Origin of the sequence: Escherichia sp. WS3063, assembly GCF_046486595.1 — a bacterium.
GTDB lineage: Bacteria > Pseudomonadota > Gammaproteobacteria > Enterobacterales > Enterobacteriaceae > Escherichia > Escherichia coli.
In genome coordinates this window covers 207123-224030 of sequence record NZ_JBJQKY010000002.1, presented here as the reverse complement: position 1 = coordinate 224030, position 16908 = coordinate 207123, and the positions used below count along the sequence as shown (strand labels likewise).

At 52.2% G+C, this 16908-nt stretch carries 14 protein-coding genes and 1 pseudogene; 7 read left to right on the top strand and 8 right to left on the bottom strand.

The annotated features are described in order from the left end of the window. Nucleotides 1–14 precede the first annotated feature (14 nt). The gene (gene fbp, locus ACJHYW_RS02995) at nt 15–1013 is read right to left on the bottom strand and encodes a class 1 fructose-bisphosphatase (protein WP_000853753.1); all 999 of its coding nucleotides are present in this window, start codon (nt 1011–1013) and stop codon (nt 15–17) included. 175 nt (nt 1014–1188) lie between these two features. Here fbp and mpl point away from each other — a divergent pair, with 175 nt between their 5' ends. After that, nucleotides 1189–2562, top strand: a complete 1374-nt coding sequence (gene mpl / locus ACJHYW_RS02990; RefSeq protein ID WP_001219814.1) for a UDP-N-acetylmuramate:L-alanyl-gamma-D-glutamyl-meso-diaminopimelate ligase — start codon at nt 1189–1191, stop codon at nt 2560–2562. Between the two features lie 82 nt (nt 2563–2644). Here the strand turns inward: mpl and yjgA are convergent, their stop codons facing one another. Then, the gene (gene yjgA, locus ACJHYW_RS02985) at nt 2645–3196 is read right to left on the bottom strand and encodes a ribosome biogenesis factor YjgA (protein ID WP_000166270.1); all 552 of its coding nucleotides are present in this window, start codon (nt 3194–3196) and stop codon (nt 2645–2647) included. Nucleotides 3197–3289: 93 nt separating this feature from the next. Here yjgA and pmbA point away from each other — a divergent pair, with 93 nt between their 5' ends. The 4 genes from pmbA (at nt 3290) to ACJHYW_RS02965 (ending at nt 5798) form a co-directional block, all read left to right on the top strand. Further along, entirely contained in the window at nt 3290–4642 is a 1353-nt protein-coding gene (pmbA, locus tag ACJHYW_RS02980; RefSeq protein ID WP_001162172.1) for a metalloprotease PmbA, read from the top strand. Between the two features lie 55 nt (nt 4643–4697). Further along, the gene (gene cybC, locus ACJHYW_RS02975) at nt 4698–5084 is read left to right on the top strand and encodes a cytochrome b562 (protein WP_001232253.1); all 387 of its coding nucleotides are present in this window, start codon (nt 4698–4700) and stop codon (nt 5082–5084) included. Nucleotides 5085–5275: 191 nt separating this feature from the next. Continuing rightward, nucleotides 5276–5518 carry a type II toxin-antitoxin system RelB/DinJ family antitoxin gene (locus tag ACJHYW_RS02970; RefSeq protein ID WP_000212715.1) on the top strand — a complete coding sequence of 81 codons (243 nt, stop codon included), beginning with the start codon at nt 5276–5278 and terminating at the stop codon, nt 5516–5518. Continuing rightward, the gene (locus tag ACJHYW_RS02965) at nt 5508–5798 is read left to right on the top strand and encodes a type II toxin-antitoxin system RelE family toxin (RefSeq protein WP_001105432.1); all 291 of its coding nucleotides are present in this window, start codon (nt 5508–5510) and stop codon (nt 5796–5798) included. Before ACJHYW_RS02970 ends, ACJHYW_RS02965 begins: the two co-directional genes overlap by 11 nt. On the opposite strand, the gene nrdG is transcribed toward ACJHYW_RS02965, so the two are convergent. The 5 genes and pseudogenes from nrdG to treR all read right to left on the bottom strand — a co-directional run. Further along, complete coding sequence (nrdG, locus tag ACJHYW_RS02960) at nt 5799–6263, bottom strand: anaerobic ribonucleoside-triphosphate reductase-activating protein (RefSeq protein WP_001009180.1); 465 nt, start codon at nt 6261–6263, stop codon at nt 5799–5801. A gap of 184 nt (nt 6264–6447) precedes the next feature. Next, the gene (gene nrdD, locus ACJHYW_RS02955) at nt 6448–8586 is read right to left on the bottom strand and encodes an anaerobic ribonucleoside-triphosphate reductase (protein WP_000187798.1); all 2139 of its coding nucleotides are present in this window, start codon (nt 8584–8586) and stop codon (nt 6448–6450) included. A gap of 393 nt (nt 8587–8979) precedes the next feature. Beyond that, a complete protein-coding gene (gene treC / locus ACJHYW_RS02950) occupies nt 8980–10635 on the bottom strand; it encodes an alpha,alpha-phosphotrehalase (RefSeq protein ID WP_001361372.1) in 1656 nt (551 codons plus the stop codon). Nucleotides 10636–10684: 49 nt separating this feature from the next. Then, nucleotides 10685–12106: a PTS trehalose transporter subunit IIBC gene (gene treB / locus ACJHYW_RS02945; RefSeq protein WP_001299664.1), complete on the bottom strand. Its 1422-nt coding sequence runs from the start codon at nt 12104–12106 to the stop codon at nt 10685–10687. Nucleotides 12107–12224: 118 nt separating this feature from the next. Then, a pseudogene (gene treR, locus ACJHYW_RS02940) lies at nt 12225–13175 on the bottom strand (trehalose operon repressor TreR); the annotation flags it as partial. A gap of 181 nt (nt 13176–13356) precedes the next feature. Between treR and mgtL the strand changes: the two are divergent. Together mgtL and mgtA are read left to right on the top strand one after the other, a co-directional pair. Next, complete coding sequence (gene mgtL / locus ACJHYW_RS02935; RefSeq protein WP_001387276.1) at nt 13357–13410, top strand: mgtA regulatory leader peptide MgtL; 54 nt, start codon at nt 13357–13359, stop codon at nt 13408–13410. Nucleotides 13411–13550: 140 nt separating this feature from the next. Further along, nucleotides 13551–16247, top strand: a complete 2697-nt coding sequence (gene mgtA, locus ACJHYW_RS02930) for a magnesium-translocating P-type ATPase (RefSeq protein ID WP_000471849.1) — start codon at nt 13551–13553, stop codon at nt 16245–16247. A gap of 205 nt (nt 16248–16452) precedes the next feature. Here the strand turns inward: mgtA and ridA are convergent, their stop codons facing one another. Continuing rightward, the gene (ridA, locus tag ACJHYW_RS02925) at nt 16453–16839 is read right to left on the bottom strand and encodes a 2-iminobutanoate/2-iminopropanoate deaminase (RefSeq protein ID WP_000047539.1); all 387 of its coding nucleotides are present in this window, start codon (nt 16837–16839) and stop codon (nt 16453–16455) included. Between the last annotated feature and the right edge of the window lie 69 nt (nt 16840–16908).

Sequence of the window (16908 nt, the reverse complement as noted above, 5' to 3'; positions counted from 1 at the left end):
AGAGGCGCAGGAGCTTACGCGTCCGGGAACTCACGGATAAAGCGTTCGACATCTTCAACCATATGGTCGTTGCCGACAAAGAACGAACGGCGCTGGTGCAGGGTTTCAGGGATAATATCCAGAATACGCTCTTTGCCATCGCTCGCTTTACCGCCCGCTTGTTCCGCCAGGAATGCCATCGGGTTGCACTCATACAGTAAACGCAGTTTGCCGTCCGGGTGGCTGGCGGTGCTTGGGTAGAGATAAATACCGCCTTTCAGCAGGTTACGGTGGAAATCCGCGACCAGTGAACCGATATAACGTGAGGTATACGGGCGGTTGGTAGACTTATCTTCTTCCTGGCAGAATTTAATGTACTTCTTCACCCCGTTCGGAAACTTAATGTAGTTTCCTTCGTTGATGGAGTAGGTTTTGCCTTTCTCCGGGAAGCGCATCCGTTCCTGGCACAGGCAGAAAACACCCAGCGAAGGATCATAAGTAAAGGCGTGAACACCGCATCCGGTGGTGTAAACCAGCATAGTAGAGGAGCCGTATACCACGTAACCTGCCGCAACCTGTTTGTTACCAGGCTGGAGGAAATCTTCTTCCGTTACCGGCGTGCCAACAGGCGTAACGCGGCGGTAGATGGAGAAAATGGTACCGACAGAGACGTTAACATCGATGTTGGACGAGCCATCCAGGGGGTCCATCAGCACCACGTATTTTGCGTGTTCACAGCCTTCAAAGACGACAATCTCATCTTCTTCTTCAGAGGCAATGCCCGCAACGATATCGCGTGCTTTCAGTGCGGCTTTCAGTTTCTCATTAGCGAACAGGTCGAGTTTCTGCTGAACCTCGCCCTGCACGTTCTCAGCACCGCTGGCACCCAGGATATCAACCAGTCCTGCTTTGTTGATATCGCGATGGATAATCTTGGCGCCCAGTTTTATTGCCGACAGCAAAGCAGTGAGCTCACCGGTAGCATGAGAAAACTCGTGCTGCTTTTCGACAATAAATTCACCTAACGTTTTCATAAAACTTTCCCTGCAATGTTTATGGAGTAAAGCGACCGCAACAATCTTAACAAATAATCTCAATGTTGCGCTCAGGTGAATCGCGCCAGCAAATTGCGGATTATCCTGAAATGCGTTTCTCACTTGCCCGACATATGCGTAAAATGAGCGGCAGATTAAAAAAGGATAGTGACGTATGCGCATTCATATTTTAGGAATTTGTGGCACGTTTATGGGCGGTCTGGCGATGCTGGCGCGCCAGTTAGGCCATGAAGTAACGGGTTCGGACGCCAATGTGTATCCGCCGATGAGCACCTTACTTGAGAAGCAAGGCATTGAACTGATTCAGGGTTACGATGCCAGCCAGCTCGAACCGCAGCCGGATCTGGTGATTATTGGCAACGCCATGACCCGTGGAAATCCGTGTGTGGAAGCGGTACTGGAAAAAAACATCCCTTATATGTCAGGTCCGCAGTGGCTGCACGATTTTGTGCTGCGCGACCGCTGGGTGCTGGCCGTTGCCGGTACACACGGCAAAACCACCACGGCGGGAATGGCGACCTGGATTCTGGAACAGTGCGGTTACAAACCAGGATTTGTGATCGGCGGTGTGCCGGGGAACTTTGAGGTCTCGGCGCGTCTGGGCGAAAGCGACTTCTTTGTTATCGAAGCGGATGAGTACGACTGCGCCTTCTTCGACAAACGCTCTAAATTTGTCCATTACTGCCCGCGTACGCTGATCCTCAACAACCTTGAGTTCGATCACGCCGATATCTTTGACGACCTGAAAGCGATCCAGAAACAGTTCCACCATCTGGTGCGTATCGTTCCGGGGCAGGGCCGTATTATCTGGCCGGAAAACGACATCAACCTGAAACAGACCATGGCGATGGGCTGTTGGAGCGAGCAGGAGCTGGTGGGCGAGCAGGGTCACTGGCAGGCGAAAAAGCTAACCACCGATGCTTCTGAATGGGAAGTCTTGCTGGATGGCGAAAAAGTGGGCGAAGTGAAATGGTCGCTGGTAGGCGAACATAATATGCACAATGGCCTGATGGCGATTGCGGCGGCTCGCCATGTTGGTGTAGCGCCGGCAGATGCCGCTAACGCGCTGGGTTCGTTTATTAACGCTCGTCGCCGTCTGGAATTGCGTGGTGAAGCAAATGGCGTCACGGTATATGACGATTTTGCCCATCACCCGACGGCGATTCTGGCAACGCTGGCGGCGCTGCGTGGCAAAGTTGGTGGTACGGCGCGCATTATTGCTGTGCTGGAACCGCGCTCGAATACCATGAAAATGGGGATCTGCAAAGACGATCTGGCACCTTCATTAGGTCGTGCCGATGAAGTCTTCCTGCTGCAACCGGCGCATATTCCGTGGCAGGTGGCAGAAGTGGCAGAAGCCTGCGTTCAGCCTGCACACTGGAGTGGCGATGTGGATACGCTGGCAGATATGGTGGTGAAAACCGCTCAGCCTGGCGACCATATTCTGGTGATGAGCAACGGCGGTTTTGGTGGGATCCATCAGAAACTGCTGGATGGGCTGGCGAAGAAGGCGGAAGCTGCGCAGTAATTTGGCCTCAGCCTGATATAGCATTGCCGGATAAGGCGTTTACACCGTATCCGGCAAACCATACTCACATCAACAACGAAAATTACCCTTCGTTTTCCGCTAACTCGCGCAGATACTGGAAAATCTGACGTGCGGATTTCGGCGGCTTATTCCCTTCTTTCTCTTTCTTCGCGTTGCGGATCAGAGTTCGCAGTTGCTGACGATCGGCATCGGGCCACAGATTCAATACTTCAGCGATGGCATCATCACCCTGGTCGATCAGACGATCGCGCAGGTTTTCCAGTTTATGGAACAGCACCACCTGCTGGTTGTGGCGGTTTTTCAGCTTATCCAGCGCCTGACGAATAGGCTCTACGTCGCGCTGGCGCAGCATCTTGCCGATGAGCTGCAACTGGCGGCGGCGACCTTCCATCTTAATACGCTGGGCGAGCTCAATAGCCGCGCGCAGATCCGCATCTAACGGGATCTTATCCAGCGCGTTTTTCCCCAGATCAACAATTTCCGCGCCAAGGCGTTTTAGCTCCTCGGCATCACGTTTAATTTCACTTTTACTGACCCAGATAATTTCATCGTCTTCGTCTTCGATGTCATCACCGGGAACGTCGTCGAGCCAGTCTTCGGGCTGCTTAGTCATCTCAGGCTCCTTAAAAAAAGAGGCTAATGTTACCAGTTAAGATGCGCACTGAAAAACGGTTCTCTGTTAGACTTCAGAGAAACTCTCTACATTATGGCACTTGCAATGAAAGTAATCTCTCAAGTTGAAGCGCAGCGCAAGATTCTGGAAGAAGCAGTTTCGACTGCGCTGGAGTTGGCCTCAGGCAAATCGGACGGTGCAGAAGTTGCCGTCAGCAAGACCACCGGCATTAGCGTAAGCACGCGTTATGGTGAAGTGGAGAATGTTGAATTCAATAGCGATGGCGCGCTGGGGATCACCGTTTATCACCAGAACCGTAAAGGTAGCGCATCGTCTACCGATTTAAGCCCGCAGGCCATTGCCCGCACCGTACAGGCGGCGCTGGATATTGCCCGTTACACTTCGCCAGATCCCTGTGCCGGCGTGGCAGACAAAGAGCTGCTGGCCTTTGACGCACCGGATCTCGACTTGTTCCACCCTGCGGAAGTTTCCCCGGATGAAGCCATTGAACTGGCGGCCCGCGCTGAACAGGCAGCATTGCAGGCGGATAAACGCATCACCAATACAGAAGGTGGCAGCTTTAACAGCCACTACGGTGTCAAAGTTTTTGGCAACAGCCACGGCATGTTGCAGGGTTACTGCTCAACGCGTCATTCGCTCTCCAGCTGTGTAATTGCCGAAGAAAATGGCGATATGGAGCGTGATTACGCCTACACCATTGGTCGTGCGATGAGCGATCTACAAACGCCAGAGTGGGTCGGGGCCGACTGTGCTCGCCGCACTTTATCGCGTCTGTCACCGCGTAAACTCTCCACCATGAAAGCGCCGGTCATTTTTGCCAATGAAGTGGCAACCGGGCTTTTTGGCCATCTGGTGGGGGCGATAGCGGGTGGATCGGTTTACCGTAAATCCACCTTCCTGCTGGATTCGCTGGGTAAACAAATTCTGCCGGACTGGCTGACCATTGAAGAGCATCCGCATCTGCTGAAAGGGCTGGCGTCGACGCCATTCGACAGCGAAGGTGTGCGCACCGAGCGTCGCGATATTATTAAAGATGGCATCCTGACTCAGTGGCTGCTGACCAGCTATTCGGCGCGAAAACTGGGGCTGAAAAGCACCGGACATGCGGGCGGTATTCACAACTGGCGGATTGCCGGACAAGGGCTAAGCTTCGAACAAATGCTCAAAGAGATGGGCACCGGGCTGGTGGTGACGGAGCTGATGGGCCAGGGCGTGAGTGCCATTACCGGTGATTATTCCCGTGGTGCGGCGGGCTTCTGGGTAGAGAATGGCGAAATTCAGTATCCGGTGAGCGAAATCACCATCGCAGGTAATTTGAAAGATATGTGGCGCAATATTGTCACCGTCGGTAACGATATTGAAACACGCAGTAATATACAGTGTGGTTCTGTGCTGTTGTCGGAGATGAAAATCGCCGGGCAGTAAAAAAACTGGCGCGACCTGCCGCGCCAAATCTTCATAATAAAAAAGGAAGTGAGCAATGCGTAAAAGCCTGTTAGCTATTCTTGCCGTCTCCTCATTGGTATTCAGTTCGGCGTCGTTTGCCGCTGATCTGGAAGACAATATGGAAACCCTCAACGACAATTTAAAAGTGGTCGAAAAAGCCGATAACGCGGTGCAAGTCAAAGACGCGTTAACTAAAATGCGCGCTGCGGCGCTGGATGCGCAAAAAGCGACGCCGCCGAAGCTTGAAGGCAAATCACCGGACAGCCCGGAAATGAAAGACTTCCGCCACGGTTTCGACATTCTGGTCGGTCAGATTGACGACGCGCTGAAGCTGGCAAATGAAGGTAAAGTAAAAGAAGCGCAGGCTGCCGCAGAGCAACTGAAAACGACCCGCAACGCCTATCACCAGAAGTATCGTTAATTCCTTATTGGGCGGTGAAACGTTACCGCCCAACGCTTTCTTCTCCCTTCGTAAAATCACCGCAATATCTATCTTCACCACGGCATATTCCTGCGTGTCGTCCTCATTTTTGCGAGGCGTTTTCCAGAAATGAATGTAATGCATATGTAATGCTATAATGCATTACACTTTTCATAATTACCGGAGGCATAATGGCCACACTTAACGTCCGCCTGGATGACAAACTGAAAAATGAGGCTTATGCGGTGCTGGAAAAATTAAATATTACGCCTACTGAAGCAGTGCGGCTGCTGTTTCAGTACGTTGCGGAAAATGGACGAATGCCGGTAAAAACGCTCACTGTCAGTGATAGTGAAGAAGCCTTGTTACGCACTGTCAGGGAACGACTGGCCAACCCACAAGAGGCCATTAAGGTCCGACTGGATGAACTATGAGCTGGCGTTTGATCCGCGGGCGCTGAAAGAGTGGCAAAAACTGGGCGTGACAGTCCGGGAACAATTTAAAAAAAAGCTTGAGGATGTGCTGAAAAGGCCGCGCAATCCATCGGCTAAACTGCGGGATTTACCGGACTGCTACAAAATTAAGCTGCGCACACTGGGATATCGCCTGGTCTATTCCGTCAATGATAAAGAGTTACTCGTGTTGGTGATAGCTATTGGTAAGAGAGAAAACTCAGCCGTTTATGAAGACGCGACAAAACGGCTGGATGAGTGACTAACGTAAATGATGCACCACCTGATTGCTGCTGCCGCGCCAGATCAGGGAAGGGTCTTTTAGATCCTGCATAAATTTGCCGTCGACCAGCACGTTAATCAAATCAACAACCTGCATTTGCGCAGCGTTGAGTTCGTCGAGTTTATAGCCTGTCCACACCCAGATGTCTTTACCCGGACACTCGGCGCGGATGCGTTGTACCAGTTTCAGAATATCCGGCACGTTTTGCGGATGCAGCGGATCGCCGCCGGAGAGGGAAATCCCCTGGCGTTTGATACGAGTGTCATTCAGATCGTTAATGATCTGGTCTTCCATTGCTTTGGTAAATGGCTGACCGGAATTTACCCGCCATGTGCTTTTGTTATAGCAACCGGGGCATTCATGAACACACCCGGAGACAAACAGGGTGCAGCGAGTGCCGGGGCCGTTGACGATGTCGACAGGATAGTACTGATGAAAGTTCATTTTCGCTTCTCAATTGACGCCATGAATGCTCTGGTGCGTACGGGCGAAGTCCCCCGATGCTACGCATTTGCCTCCTTGCGACGACAAAAACTGGCCAGAGGCAATTCATTATGTCGGGAATCAGGAAGGGGCACGGAACGGTCCCCTCTCCCTTGAGGGAGAGGGTTAGGGTGAGGGGGAAGGATTAACCTATCTGCCCATTCCCCAAATGTTTAACGCGGCGCTTAACTTCTTCCTGCTTACCAGCGTTAAACGGACGCGCATCCGGGCTACCTAAATATCCGCACACGCGGCGAGTCACCGACACACGGGAGGCGTCATGGTTACCACATTTCGGGCAGGTGAAGCCTTTACTGGTGCACTCAAACTCACCGGTAAAACCACACTCGTAACACTCATCAATCGGCGTATTGGTGCCGTAATACGGTACATGCTGATAGCTGTAATCCCAGACATCTTCCAGCGCCTTCAGGTTGTGCTGAATGTTTGGATATTCGCCGTAGCAAATGAAACCACCGTTCGCCAGCGGCGGGTAAGGCGCTTCAAAGTCGATCTTGTCGTACGGGTTCACCTTCTTCTCCACATCGAGGTGGAAACTGTTGGTGTAGTAACCTTTATCAGTCACGCCCGGCACCACGCCAAACTCAGCGGTATCGAGACGGCAGAAGCGGTCGCACAGGTTTTCACTTGGCGTGCTGTAAAGGCTAAAACCGTAACCCGTTTCTTCTTTCCACTGATCCACCGCCTGACGCAGACGTTCAACAATGGCGATACCTTTCGCGCGCAGCTGCTCGTTGTCATACACATGCTCGCCGCCAAACAGCGCGTTAATGGTTTCGTGGATGCCGATGTAACCCAGCGAAATAGACGCACGACCGTTTTTGAAGATTTCAGAAACATCATCGTCAGCATTCAGACGCACGCCACAAGCACCTTCCATATAGAGGATCGGGGCTACGCGCGCTTTCACGCCTTCGAGACGAGCGATACGGGTCATCAGCGCCTTACGTGCCAGCACCAGACGTTCATCCAGCAGCTTCCAGAAGGTGGCTTCATCGCCTTTTGCCTCCAGAGCAATACGCGGCAGGTTCAGGCTGATCACGCCGAGGTTGTTACGACCATCGTGGATCTGCTCGCCGTTTTCATTTTCCCACACGCCGAGGAAGCTGCGGCAGCCCATCGGGGTTTTAAACGAACCGGTGACTTTCACTACCTGATCGTAGTTCAGGATATCCGGATACATGCGCTTGCTTGCGCACTCCAGCGCCAGCTGTTTGATGTCGTAGTTCGGATCGCCTTTTTTATGGTTCAGGCCATCGCGAATCGCAAACACCAGTTTCGGGAACACCGCAGTTTTACGGTTTTTACCGAGGCCTGCGATACGGTTACGCAGGATCGATTCCTGAATCAGGCGCGATTCCCAGCTGGTGCCCAGACCAAAACCAAAGGTTACAAACGGCGTTTGACCGTTGGCGGTATGCAGGGTGTTTACTTCGTACTCCAGCGACTGGAAGGCATCGTAGCACTCTTTGATGGTACGAGAGTTAGCGTAGCCTTCGGCGTCCGGGATGTTCCACTCTTCTGCGGTCTTGCGATGTTTGTTGTAGCTGGCGGTGACAAACGGTGCCAGCACTTCATCGATACGGTTAATGGTGGTGCCGCCATAAATATGGCTGGCGACCTGAGCAATAATCTGCGCAGTTACCGCGGTTGCCGTAGAGATCGACTTCGGCGGTTCAATCTCGGCGTTCCCCATTTTAAAGCCCTGGGTCAGCATGCCTTTCAGGTCGATCAACATGCAGTTGAACATCGGGAAGAACGGTGAGTAATCGAGATCGTGATAGTGAATATCGCCACGCTCATGTGCCTGCACCACGTCACGCGGCAGCAGGTGCTGGCGTGCATAGTGTTTAGCCACGATCCCGGCCAGCAGGTCGCGCTGGGTTGGAATCACCTTGCTGTCTTTGTTGGCGTTTTCGTTGAGTAACGAGGAGTTGGTCTGCTCGACCAGACCACGGATCTCCTGGTTCAGGCGACCGCGTTTTTCACGTTCAATGTCGCGATCGTGACGGTACTCGATGTAGGCACGAGCCAGTTGTTTGTATGGCCCCGACATCAGCTGGTTTTCAACTGCGGTCTGGATCTCATTGATATCCACCTGGTTGCGGCCCTGCATCTGCTCGCTGACAACCGCAGCAACAGTGGCGCAATAATCGGCATCATCGACTTCCGCTGCTTTAGCTGCACGCAGAATCGCTTCTTTGATGCGCTCTGATTTAAACGGCACTTTGCAGCCGTCTCGTTTCATCACATGCGGTGTCATGATCGCTCCATATTTTTAAGAACAGGTTATCCACAGAAATTGGGAAAGGCGTTTTCCGGTTTTTTCGTTTCGTTTTCCGGTGCTTTCCGCAATCGCCATCCGCTTATCCACAACGCCGCACCTTTTTCGTGGGGAGCTGTAGTAGCAATTATAGTCGATTAATACAACATATTGGGTTGGGACGCATTTTAAAGTCTATATATAGTGCTTTGCATCAAGGATGTTTGAACTTTTTTTGATGTAGCTCAAAGTAAAAAGCAGAGCGTACGGATGACGGGCGCTACAGCGATATGTAAATTTTTTAATGAATTTTTTGATTATAAAATCAACAAAAACAACATGCTGACAGGCAAAACCCCGGAATGACAGGCATTACCGGGGCTTAGCGAAGATTTACTTCTGTAACCACCAGACAGCCTCAAAAGGCCGTAAAGTCATGGCACAGGGTTGTGGTGAGGCTTCTTCGTAGTTATGCATCACAAGCTGCCAGTTGCCGCGCATTTTCCCTGGCTGCCAGGGTTGGGTCTCACGGCTAAGGTTGGCAATGACCAGCAAGGTTTGCCCCTTCCACTCACGGCGATAGCACCACAATACAGGGCTGTTTGGCAGCAGATCCTGGTAATCGCCCCATGTCAGGACGGCTTCTTGCTTACGCAGTGCGATTAACTTTTGGTAGGTGTAAAACACCGAGGACTCATCGGCCAGCGCTGCTTCTACGTTGATTTCCTGATAGTTATCGCCCAGGCCAATCCACGGTTCGCCAGCCGTAAACCCGGCATTATCGCCGTTGCTCCATTGCATGGGGGTGCGACTGTTGTCACGGGATTTACTGGCGAGGATTGCCAATAATTCGTCGGCATCACGCCCATCGTTGCGCAGCTCGGCAAACATATTGAGGCTCTCCACGTCGCGATAGTCAGTAATGCGCGTGAAATGCGGGTTGGTCATGCCAATCTCTTCGCCCTGGTAGATATACGGCGTTCCCTGCATGCCATGCAGCACCATCGCCAGCATTTTTGCCGCAGGCACGCGGTATTCACCTTCATCACCAAAGCGAGAAACAATGCGCGGCTGATCGTGGTTACACCAGAACAAGGCATTCCATGCCACGTTGTGCATTCCTTGTTGCCAGTGGCGGAACAATGTTTTCAAAGCCACAAAGTCAGGTTTAGCCAGCGTCCATTTTTCACCACCGGGATAATCGACCTTCAGGTGATGAAAATTAAAGGTCATCGACAATTCACTGCCTGTCAGAGCCGCGTATCGCTGGCAATGCTCAAGGCTGGTGGAGGACATTTCACCTACGGTCATTAACCCGCGTGGCGTAAACACATCGCGGTTCATCTCGTGCAAAAACTCGTGTGCTCGTGGCCCGTCGGTGTAGAAGCGACGCCCGTCGCCATCCAGGTCATCAGGGAAACGCGGGTCTTTGGAGATCAGATTCACCACATCCAGGCGCAACCCGTCGACCCCACGATTGGCCCAGAACTCACAGACTTTTTTCAGCTCTGCGCGTACCGCTGGATTCTCCCAGTTGAGATCCGCCTGTTCTGGTGCAAAGAGATGCAAATAGTACTGTTCGCTTTCCGCATGCCAGCGCCACGCACTACCGCCAAATTTTGAACGCCAGTTGTTCGGTGGCGTTTCTGGTTCGCCATCGCGCCAGATATAAAACTGGCGGTAAGGGCTTTCTTTGTTCAGCGCCTCGCGAAACCAGGCATGTTGGGTAGAGGTATGGTTAAACACCATATCGAGAATGATACGAATCCCGCGCGATTTTGCCTGTGTCACCAGTTCGTCAAAATCGTCCAGCGTGCCATAGGTGGGATCAATCGCCGTATAATTTGCTACGTCGTAACCGTTATCGACCTGGGGAGAGACATAAAAGGGGGTTAGCCAGATGGCATCAACGCCCAGTTTATGCAGATAGTCCAGGCGCTGGATAACGCCACGTAAATCGCCGGTGCCGCTACCCGTGGTGTCCTGAAAACTCTTTGGATAAATCTGGTAGATAACGCCGTTTTGCCACCAGTGGGGAAGATGAGTCATTACGTTATTCCTGCAAATGCGAGGGGGCGCAATTGCGCCCCGAAGAAAATTAAACAATGTCCAGCGTGCCCAGGCGGTATTTCCGCTGATAGATAAACGAGGTGAGTACAATCGGGATGATGATGGCGATAGCCATTGCCAGCGCAAACACCTGCCAGTAGCTCGGTTGAATCGAGAGAATTCCCGGCAGGCCGCCTACGCCGATGCCATTCGCCATAACGCCGTTCAGGCCGCATAGCAATCCTGCCAGACCAGAACCAATCATCGCGCACAGCATCGGGAAGCGATATTTCAGGTTGATGCCGTACATTGCAGGCTCAGTGACCCCAAGCCAGGCGGAGATCGCCGCAGGCACGGAGATCTCGCGTTCATTGTGCTTGCGGCTGGAAATGATAATGCCTATCACGGCGGAGCCCTGAGCGATATTCGACAGCGCAATCAGCGGCCACACTGGCGTACCACCCATGCTTTGAATCATCTGCAAATCAATAGCAAGCGTGGTCTGGTGTACCCCGGTGATCACCAGCGGGGCGTACAGGAAGCCAAACAATGCCGCGCCAATCGGAGCAAAGCTGCCGGTCATCAGGTGACGTACCGCAAAGGCAACGCCATCGCCAATCATGCGACCAAACGGACCAATCAGCGCATGGGCGAGGAACACCGCGAGGATCAGCGAACAGACGGGCACCACCACCAGATAGAGGTAATCCGGTACGATGCGTTTAAGGCGAGTTTCAATAACGCCCAGCGCCAACCCGGCTAACAGTGCCGGGATCACCTGCGCCTGATAGCCCACTTTAGCGATGCTGAACATGCCAAAGTCCCACACTTCCGGCAGCTGCTGCCCGAGCAGATAAGCGTTCATCAGCTGTGGAGAAACCAGTGTCACGCCAAGCACGATACCAAGGATCGGCGTGCCGCCCATTTTTTTCACCGCTGACCAGCAAATCCCGACCGGCAGGTAGAAGAAGATCGCTTCACCGATCAACCATAGAAAATCGTAGATCGTTTGCAGGGAAGGGTACATTTGCGCCAGCGTCTGACCGTTGCTCATGGGCAAATCGCCGATCACATTGCGAAAACCGAGGATCAAACCACCACTAATCAACGCGGGCAGCAACGGGAAGAAGATCTCCGCGAAATGAGAGATCAACTGCTCATGCCATTTCATATTCTGCCGGGCGGCTTTTTTTACCTGCTCTTTATCAACCTGCGCCTGTCCGGTTGACGCAATCAGTGCTTGATAGTAATCACCCACGTTGGTGCCAATCACCACCTGAAATTGCCCGGCATTGGTGAAACAGCCTTTCACCATGGGGAGTTGCTCAATTTCTTTCGGTCTGGCATTGGCCGGTTGGTTGAGGACAAAGCGCAGGCGAGTAATACAGTGGCTCACCGTCGCAATATTGCCGCGCCCGCCGACCAGTTCAATCAACCGATCGATATCCGTTTGGTTTATTTTGCTCATCATAAAGCCCCATGGCAGATGACATTTTTGGTTGGCTGCAGAATATATTGCGCGGAAAAATTTAAAAACGGGAACGTTCCCGAAACGCAGCGAAGATCACAATTTATCGTTCGGGAAACGATCAGGACAGGGTGGCGGGGATGATGATTTGTTGCGGTTCGCTGCGCCCGGTTACCTGCGCGATCAACTGGCAGGCCGCCTGGCGTCCAGCTTCGGCGTAACCGGGATCTACGGTTACGATCTCCGGATGGAGGAATTTCATTAACGGTGTATTACCGACGCTCGCCAGTTGCAAGGTGTCGATGCGTTGCTCTTGCAGGTATTTACTTGCGCCAAGTGCCAGCGTGTCGGTTGCGCACAGTAACGCGGTAGTTTCAGGCGTAATCACTTTTGCTACGTTCTCATAGCCTTGCTTCATAGCAAGCCCTGGCAGAGCGGCAACGGGATGCAATTTATGCGCTTTGCAGAACGCCAGGTAGGCTTCGTGACGTCGCTTACCGGTCGTCACGTCACTATGCGGCACGCCGAGATAACTGATATTACGATGCCCCTGGTCATACAGCCGTTGCATCAGGATCTTGATTGCCCCTTCGTCGTCATAACAGACTGAAGCAAAGCCTTTTGCGTCACGCGCCAGCAGAACCAGCGATGACTGCCAGTGGGCTAACATTTCTTCTGTTATGCCGGTAAAACCGAACAGCACTACGCCGTCGATATTACGCCGTTTCAGGACCCCCAAATGTTCGGCAACTAATTGCGGGGAAAACTGACTTTCCATCATGATTGGGTCGTAACCTTGTTCATAGAACGCTGGCAGCATGGTTTGAACGGCGAGATTTTCTGACAACGAATCCAGACGGGTAACAATGATGGCGACCACTTTATCGCTTTGCCCACGCATAGCGCGCGCAGAGCGGGAAGGGGAAAATCCATGCTGATTCATCACTGCTTCAACACGCTCGCGCGTGCGCTGGCTCACGCCGCTTTCGTTATTCAGCACCCGGGAAACCGTAGATTTCCCCACGCCGCTTAAGCGCGCGATGTCTTTGATGGTCAGCCGATTTTGCATCCTGTTGTCCCGTAACGTGTTGTTTAATTATTTGAGCCTAACTTTACCCGTGCATTCAGCAATGGGTAAAGTCTGGTTTATCGTTGGTTTAGTTGCCAGCAGGTATTATATCGCCATAGATGCTACGAATATTATTGGATTCTCCTTATTATTTGCGGCGCTTTTTTCACTTACCGGAGGTTATATGGAACCTGATCCCACGCCTCTCCCTCGACGGAGATTAAAACTTTTCCGGTAAGCCCGTCTTTTCACGGCGTTACCGGATGCGTAAGGCCGTGACGTTTTAACGTCCCTGCTCAGCTTTATTACCTTCAGGTAAGGCTTCGCCACGCCTGAAGACATTTCTGTACTGTTTCAGACAGTGCGGAGGGACTCCTTATGTTTAAAGAAATTTTTACCCGGTTCATTCGCCATTTACCTTCCCGTCTGGTTCATCGCGATCCATTGCCTGGCGCGCAGCAGACAGTGAATACGGCGGTCCCGCCGTCCTTAAGTGCGCATTGCCTGAAAATGGCGGTGATGCCCGAAGAAGAATTGTGGAAAACGTTCGACACCCATCCGGAAGGATTAAATCAGGCGGAAGTGGAATCTGCCCGCGAACAACATGGTGAAAATAAATTACCCGCACAACAACCGTCGCCGTGGTGGGTTCATTTATGGGTCTGCTATCGCAACCCCTTTAATATTTTACTCACCATTCTCGGCGCTATTTCTTACGCCACGGAAGATTTATTTGCCGCGGGCGTTATCGCGCTAATGGTCGCTATTTCTACGTTGCTGAACTTTATTCAGGAAGCACGTTCCACTAAAGCGGCAGATGCCCTGAAAGCGATGGTCAGCAATACTGCGACGGTGCTGCGCGTAATTAACGACAAAGGCGAAAATGGCTGGCTGGAGATCCCGATCGACCAGCTGGTGCCCGGCGATATTATAAAACTGGCGGCAGGGGATATGATCCCGGCAGATTTACGTATCTTGCAGGCGCGGGATCTGTTCGTCGCTCAGGCGTCGTTAACCGGTGAGTCTCTGCCCGTGGAAAAAGCCGCTACTACTCGCCAGCCGGAGCACAGCAATCCGCTGGAGTGCGACACCCTGTGTTTTATGGGCACCACCGTGGTGAGCGGCACGGCACAAGCAATGGTGATTGCCACAGGTGCCAATACCTGGTTTGGTCAACTGGCGGGGCGTGTTAGTGAGCAGGAAAGCGAGCCGAATGCCTTTCAGCAAGGGATCAGCCGCGTCAGTATGCTGCTGATTCGCTTTATGCTGGTGATGGCTCCGGTGGTGCTGTTAATCAATGGTTACACCAAAGGCGACTGGTGGGAAGCGGCACTGTTTGCGCTTTCGGTCGCGGTAGGCTTAACGCCGGAAATGTTGCCGATGATTGTTACCTCGACGCTGGCGCGCGGTGCAGTAAAGTTGTCGAAACAGAAAGTGATCGTCAAACATCTGGATGCCATTCAGAACTTTGGCGCAATGGATATTCTGTGCACTGATAAAACCGGCACCCTGACACAGGATAAAATTGTGCTGGAGAATCATACCGATATCTCCGGTAAAACCAGCGAACGCGTGCTGCATAGTGCGTGGTTGAACAGTCATTACCAGACCGGACTTAAAAACCTGCTTGATACCGCGGTGCTCGAAGGTACGGATGAAGAGTCAGCGCGTTCGCTGGCCAGCCGTTGGCAAAAAATTGATGAGATTCCGTTTGATTTCGAGCGTCGTCGGATGTCGGTGGTTGTGGCAGAAAATACCGAACACCATCAGCTGGTTTGCAAAGGCGCATTGCAGGAAATCCTCAATGTGTGTTCGCAGGTGCGTCACAATGGCGAGATTGTACCGCTCGATGACATTATGCTGCGTAAGATTAAGCGGGTTACTGATACGCTGAATCGTCAGGGGCTGCGCGTGGTTGCGGTGGCGACGAAATACCTGCCAGCGCGTGAAGGAGATTACCAGCGGGCGGATGAATCCGACCTGATCCTCGAAGGATATATTGCTTTCCTTGATCCGCCAAAAGAGACAACTGCTCCGGCACTGAAGGCATTAAAAGCGAGTGGCATTACCGTAAAAATCCTTACTGGCGACAGTGAGTTAGTTGCAGCGAAAGTGTGCCATGAAGTGGGGCTGGACGCGGGAGAGGTGGTCATTGGTAGTGATATTGAAACGCTATCTGACGACGAACTGGCAAATCTCGCACAGCGCACCACGCTGTTTGCTCGTCTGACGCCGATGCATAAAGAACGCATCGTAACGTTGCTGAAGCGCGAAGGGCATGTGGTTGGCTTTATGGGCGATGGTATTAATGATGCGCCCGCCTTACGCGCTGCGGATATCGGCATTTCTGTGGACGGCGCAGTAGATATTGCTCGTGAAGCGGCTGATATCATCCTGCTGGAAAAAAGCCTGATGGTGCTGGAAGAGGGGGTTATTGAGGGACGTCGCACTTTCGCCAACATGTTGAAATACATCAAAATGACGGCGAGCTCTAACTTCGGTAATGTGTTCAGCGTGCTGGTGGCGAGTGCTTTCTTGCCCTTCCTGCCGATGTTGCCGCTACACTTGCTTATTCAAAATCTGCTGTACGATGTGTCACAGGTGGCGATCCCATTTGATAACGTCGACGACGAGCAAATTCAAAAGCCGCAGCGTTGGAATCCGGCGGATCTGGGGCGCTTTATGGTCTTCTTCGGACCGATCAGCTCGATCTTCGATATTCTGACGTTTTGCCTGATGTGGTGGGTATTCCATGCCAACACGCCGGAAACGCAAACGCTGTTCCAGTCGGGCTGGTTTGTGGTGGGATTACTGTCGCAAACGCTGATTGTGCATATGATCCGCACCCGTCGTGTACCGTTTATTCAGAGCTGTGCATCGTGGCCGTTAATGATCATGACCGTGATCGTGATGATTGTCGGGATCGCATTGCCTTTTTCACCGCTGGCCAGTTATCTGCAACTGCAGGCGCTGCCGTTAAGCTATTTCCCGTGGCTGGTTGCGATTCTGGCAGGGTATATGACGTTAACCCAGTTGGTGAAAGGGTTCTATAGCCGTCGTTACGGCTGGCAATAAAGAATCAACTGGACATGGTGACCCGGATTCAGATTGCAGACAAAGTGAGTTTTGTTCATGCCGGATGCGGCGTAAATGCCTTATCCGGCCAATAAATTCAATAAATTGCAGGAATCACGTAGGCCTGATAAGCGTAGCGCATCAGGCGATTTTGCGTTTGTCATCAGACTTAATCCGGGCATGATAGCCCGGATTTCCATCAAGATTAGCGACGAACAGCGATCGCTTCGATCTCAATCTTCACGTCTTTCGGCAGACGGGCTACTTCAACGCAAGAACGTGCCGGGAAGGTGGCGTTGTGTTCGGTGAAGAAGGCTTCGTAGGTAGCATTAACGGTTGCGAAGTCGTTCAGATCTTTCACAAACACGGTGGTTTTAACGATATCGCCCACTTTCAGGCCAGCGGCTTCGACGATCGCTTTTACGTTATCCAGCGACTGACGTGCCTGTGCAGCGACGTCTGCCGGTACTTCACCCGTTTTCGGATTTACCGGGATCTGACCGGAGGTGATGATCATATTGCCCAGATCAACGCCCTGTACGTAAGGACCGATAGCTGCCGGTGCATTTTCCGTCGCGATAGTTTTGCTCATGATTTCTCCTTTATTACAGCGGTAAAAAGTCTGGCTCATTATAGGGAGCCAGACTTTTATTACCAACCG

Bases quoted from the DNA above. Each gene is read 5' to 3' on its own strand.
- mpl (WP_001219814.1), top strand. From the start codon at position 1,189: ATGCGCATTCATATTTTAGGAATTTGTGGCACGTTTATGGGCGGTCTG.
- mgtA (WP_000471849.1), top strand. From the start codon at position 13,551: ATGTTTAAAGAAATTTTTACCCGGTTCATTCGCCATTTACCTTCCCGT.
- cybC (WP_001232253.1), top strand. From the start codon at position 4,698: ATGCGTAAAAGCCTGTTAGCTATTCTTGCCGTCTCCTCATTGGTATTC.
- treC (WP_001361372.1), bottom strand. From the start codon at position 10,635: ATGACTCATCTTCCCCACTGGTGGCAAAACGGCGTTATCTACCAGATT.
- nrdG (WP_001009180.1), bottom strand. From the start codon at position 6,263: ATGAACTTTCATCAGTACTATCCTGTCGACATCGTCAACGGCCCCGGC.
- ACJHYW_RS02970 (WP_000212715.1), top strand. From the start codon at position 5,276: ATGGCCACACTTAACGTCCGCCTGGATGACAAACTGAAAAATGAGGCT.
- fbp (WP_000853753.1), bottom strand. From the start codon at position 1,013: ATGAAAACGTTAGGTGAATTTATTGTCGAAAAGCAGCACGAGTTTTCT.
- yjgA (WP_000166270.1), bottom strand. From the start codon at position 3,196: ATGACTAAGCAGCCCGAAGACTGGCTCGACGACGTTCCCGGTGATGAC.
- nrdD (WP_000187798.1), bottom strand. From the start codon at position 8,586: ATGACACCGCATGTGATGAAACGAGACGGCTGCAAAGTGCCGTTTAAA.
- ridA (WP_000047539.1), bottom strand. From the start codon at position 16,839: ATGAGCAAAACTATCGCGACGGAAAATGCACCGGCAGCTATCGGTCCT.
- pmbA (WP_001162172.1), top strand. From the start codon at position 3,290: ATGGCACTTGCAATGAAAGTAATCTCTCAAGTTGAAGCGCAGCGCAAG.
- ACJHYW_RS02965 (WP_001105432.1), top strand. From the start codon at position 5,508: ATGAACTATGAGCTGGCGTTTGATCCGCGGGCGCTGAAAGAGTGGCAA.
- treB (WP_001299664.1), bottom strand. From the start codon at position 12,106: ATGATGAGCAAAATAAACCAAACGGATATCGATCGGTTGATTGAACTG.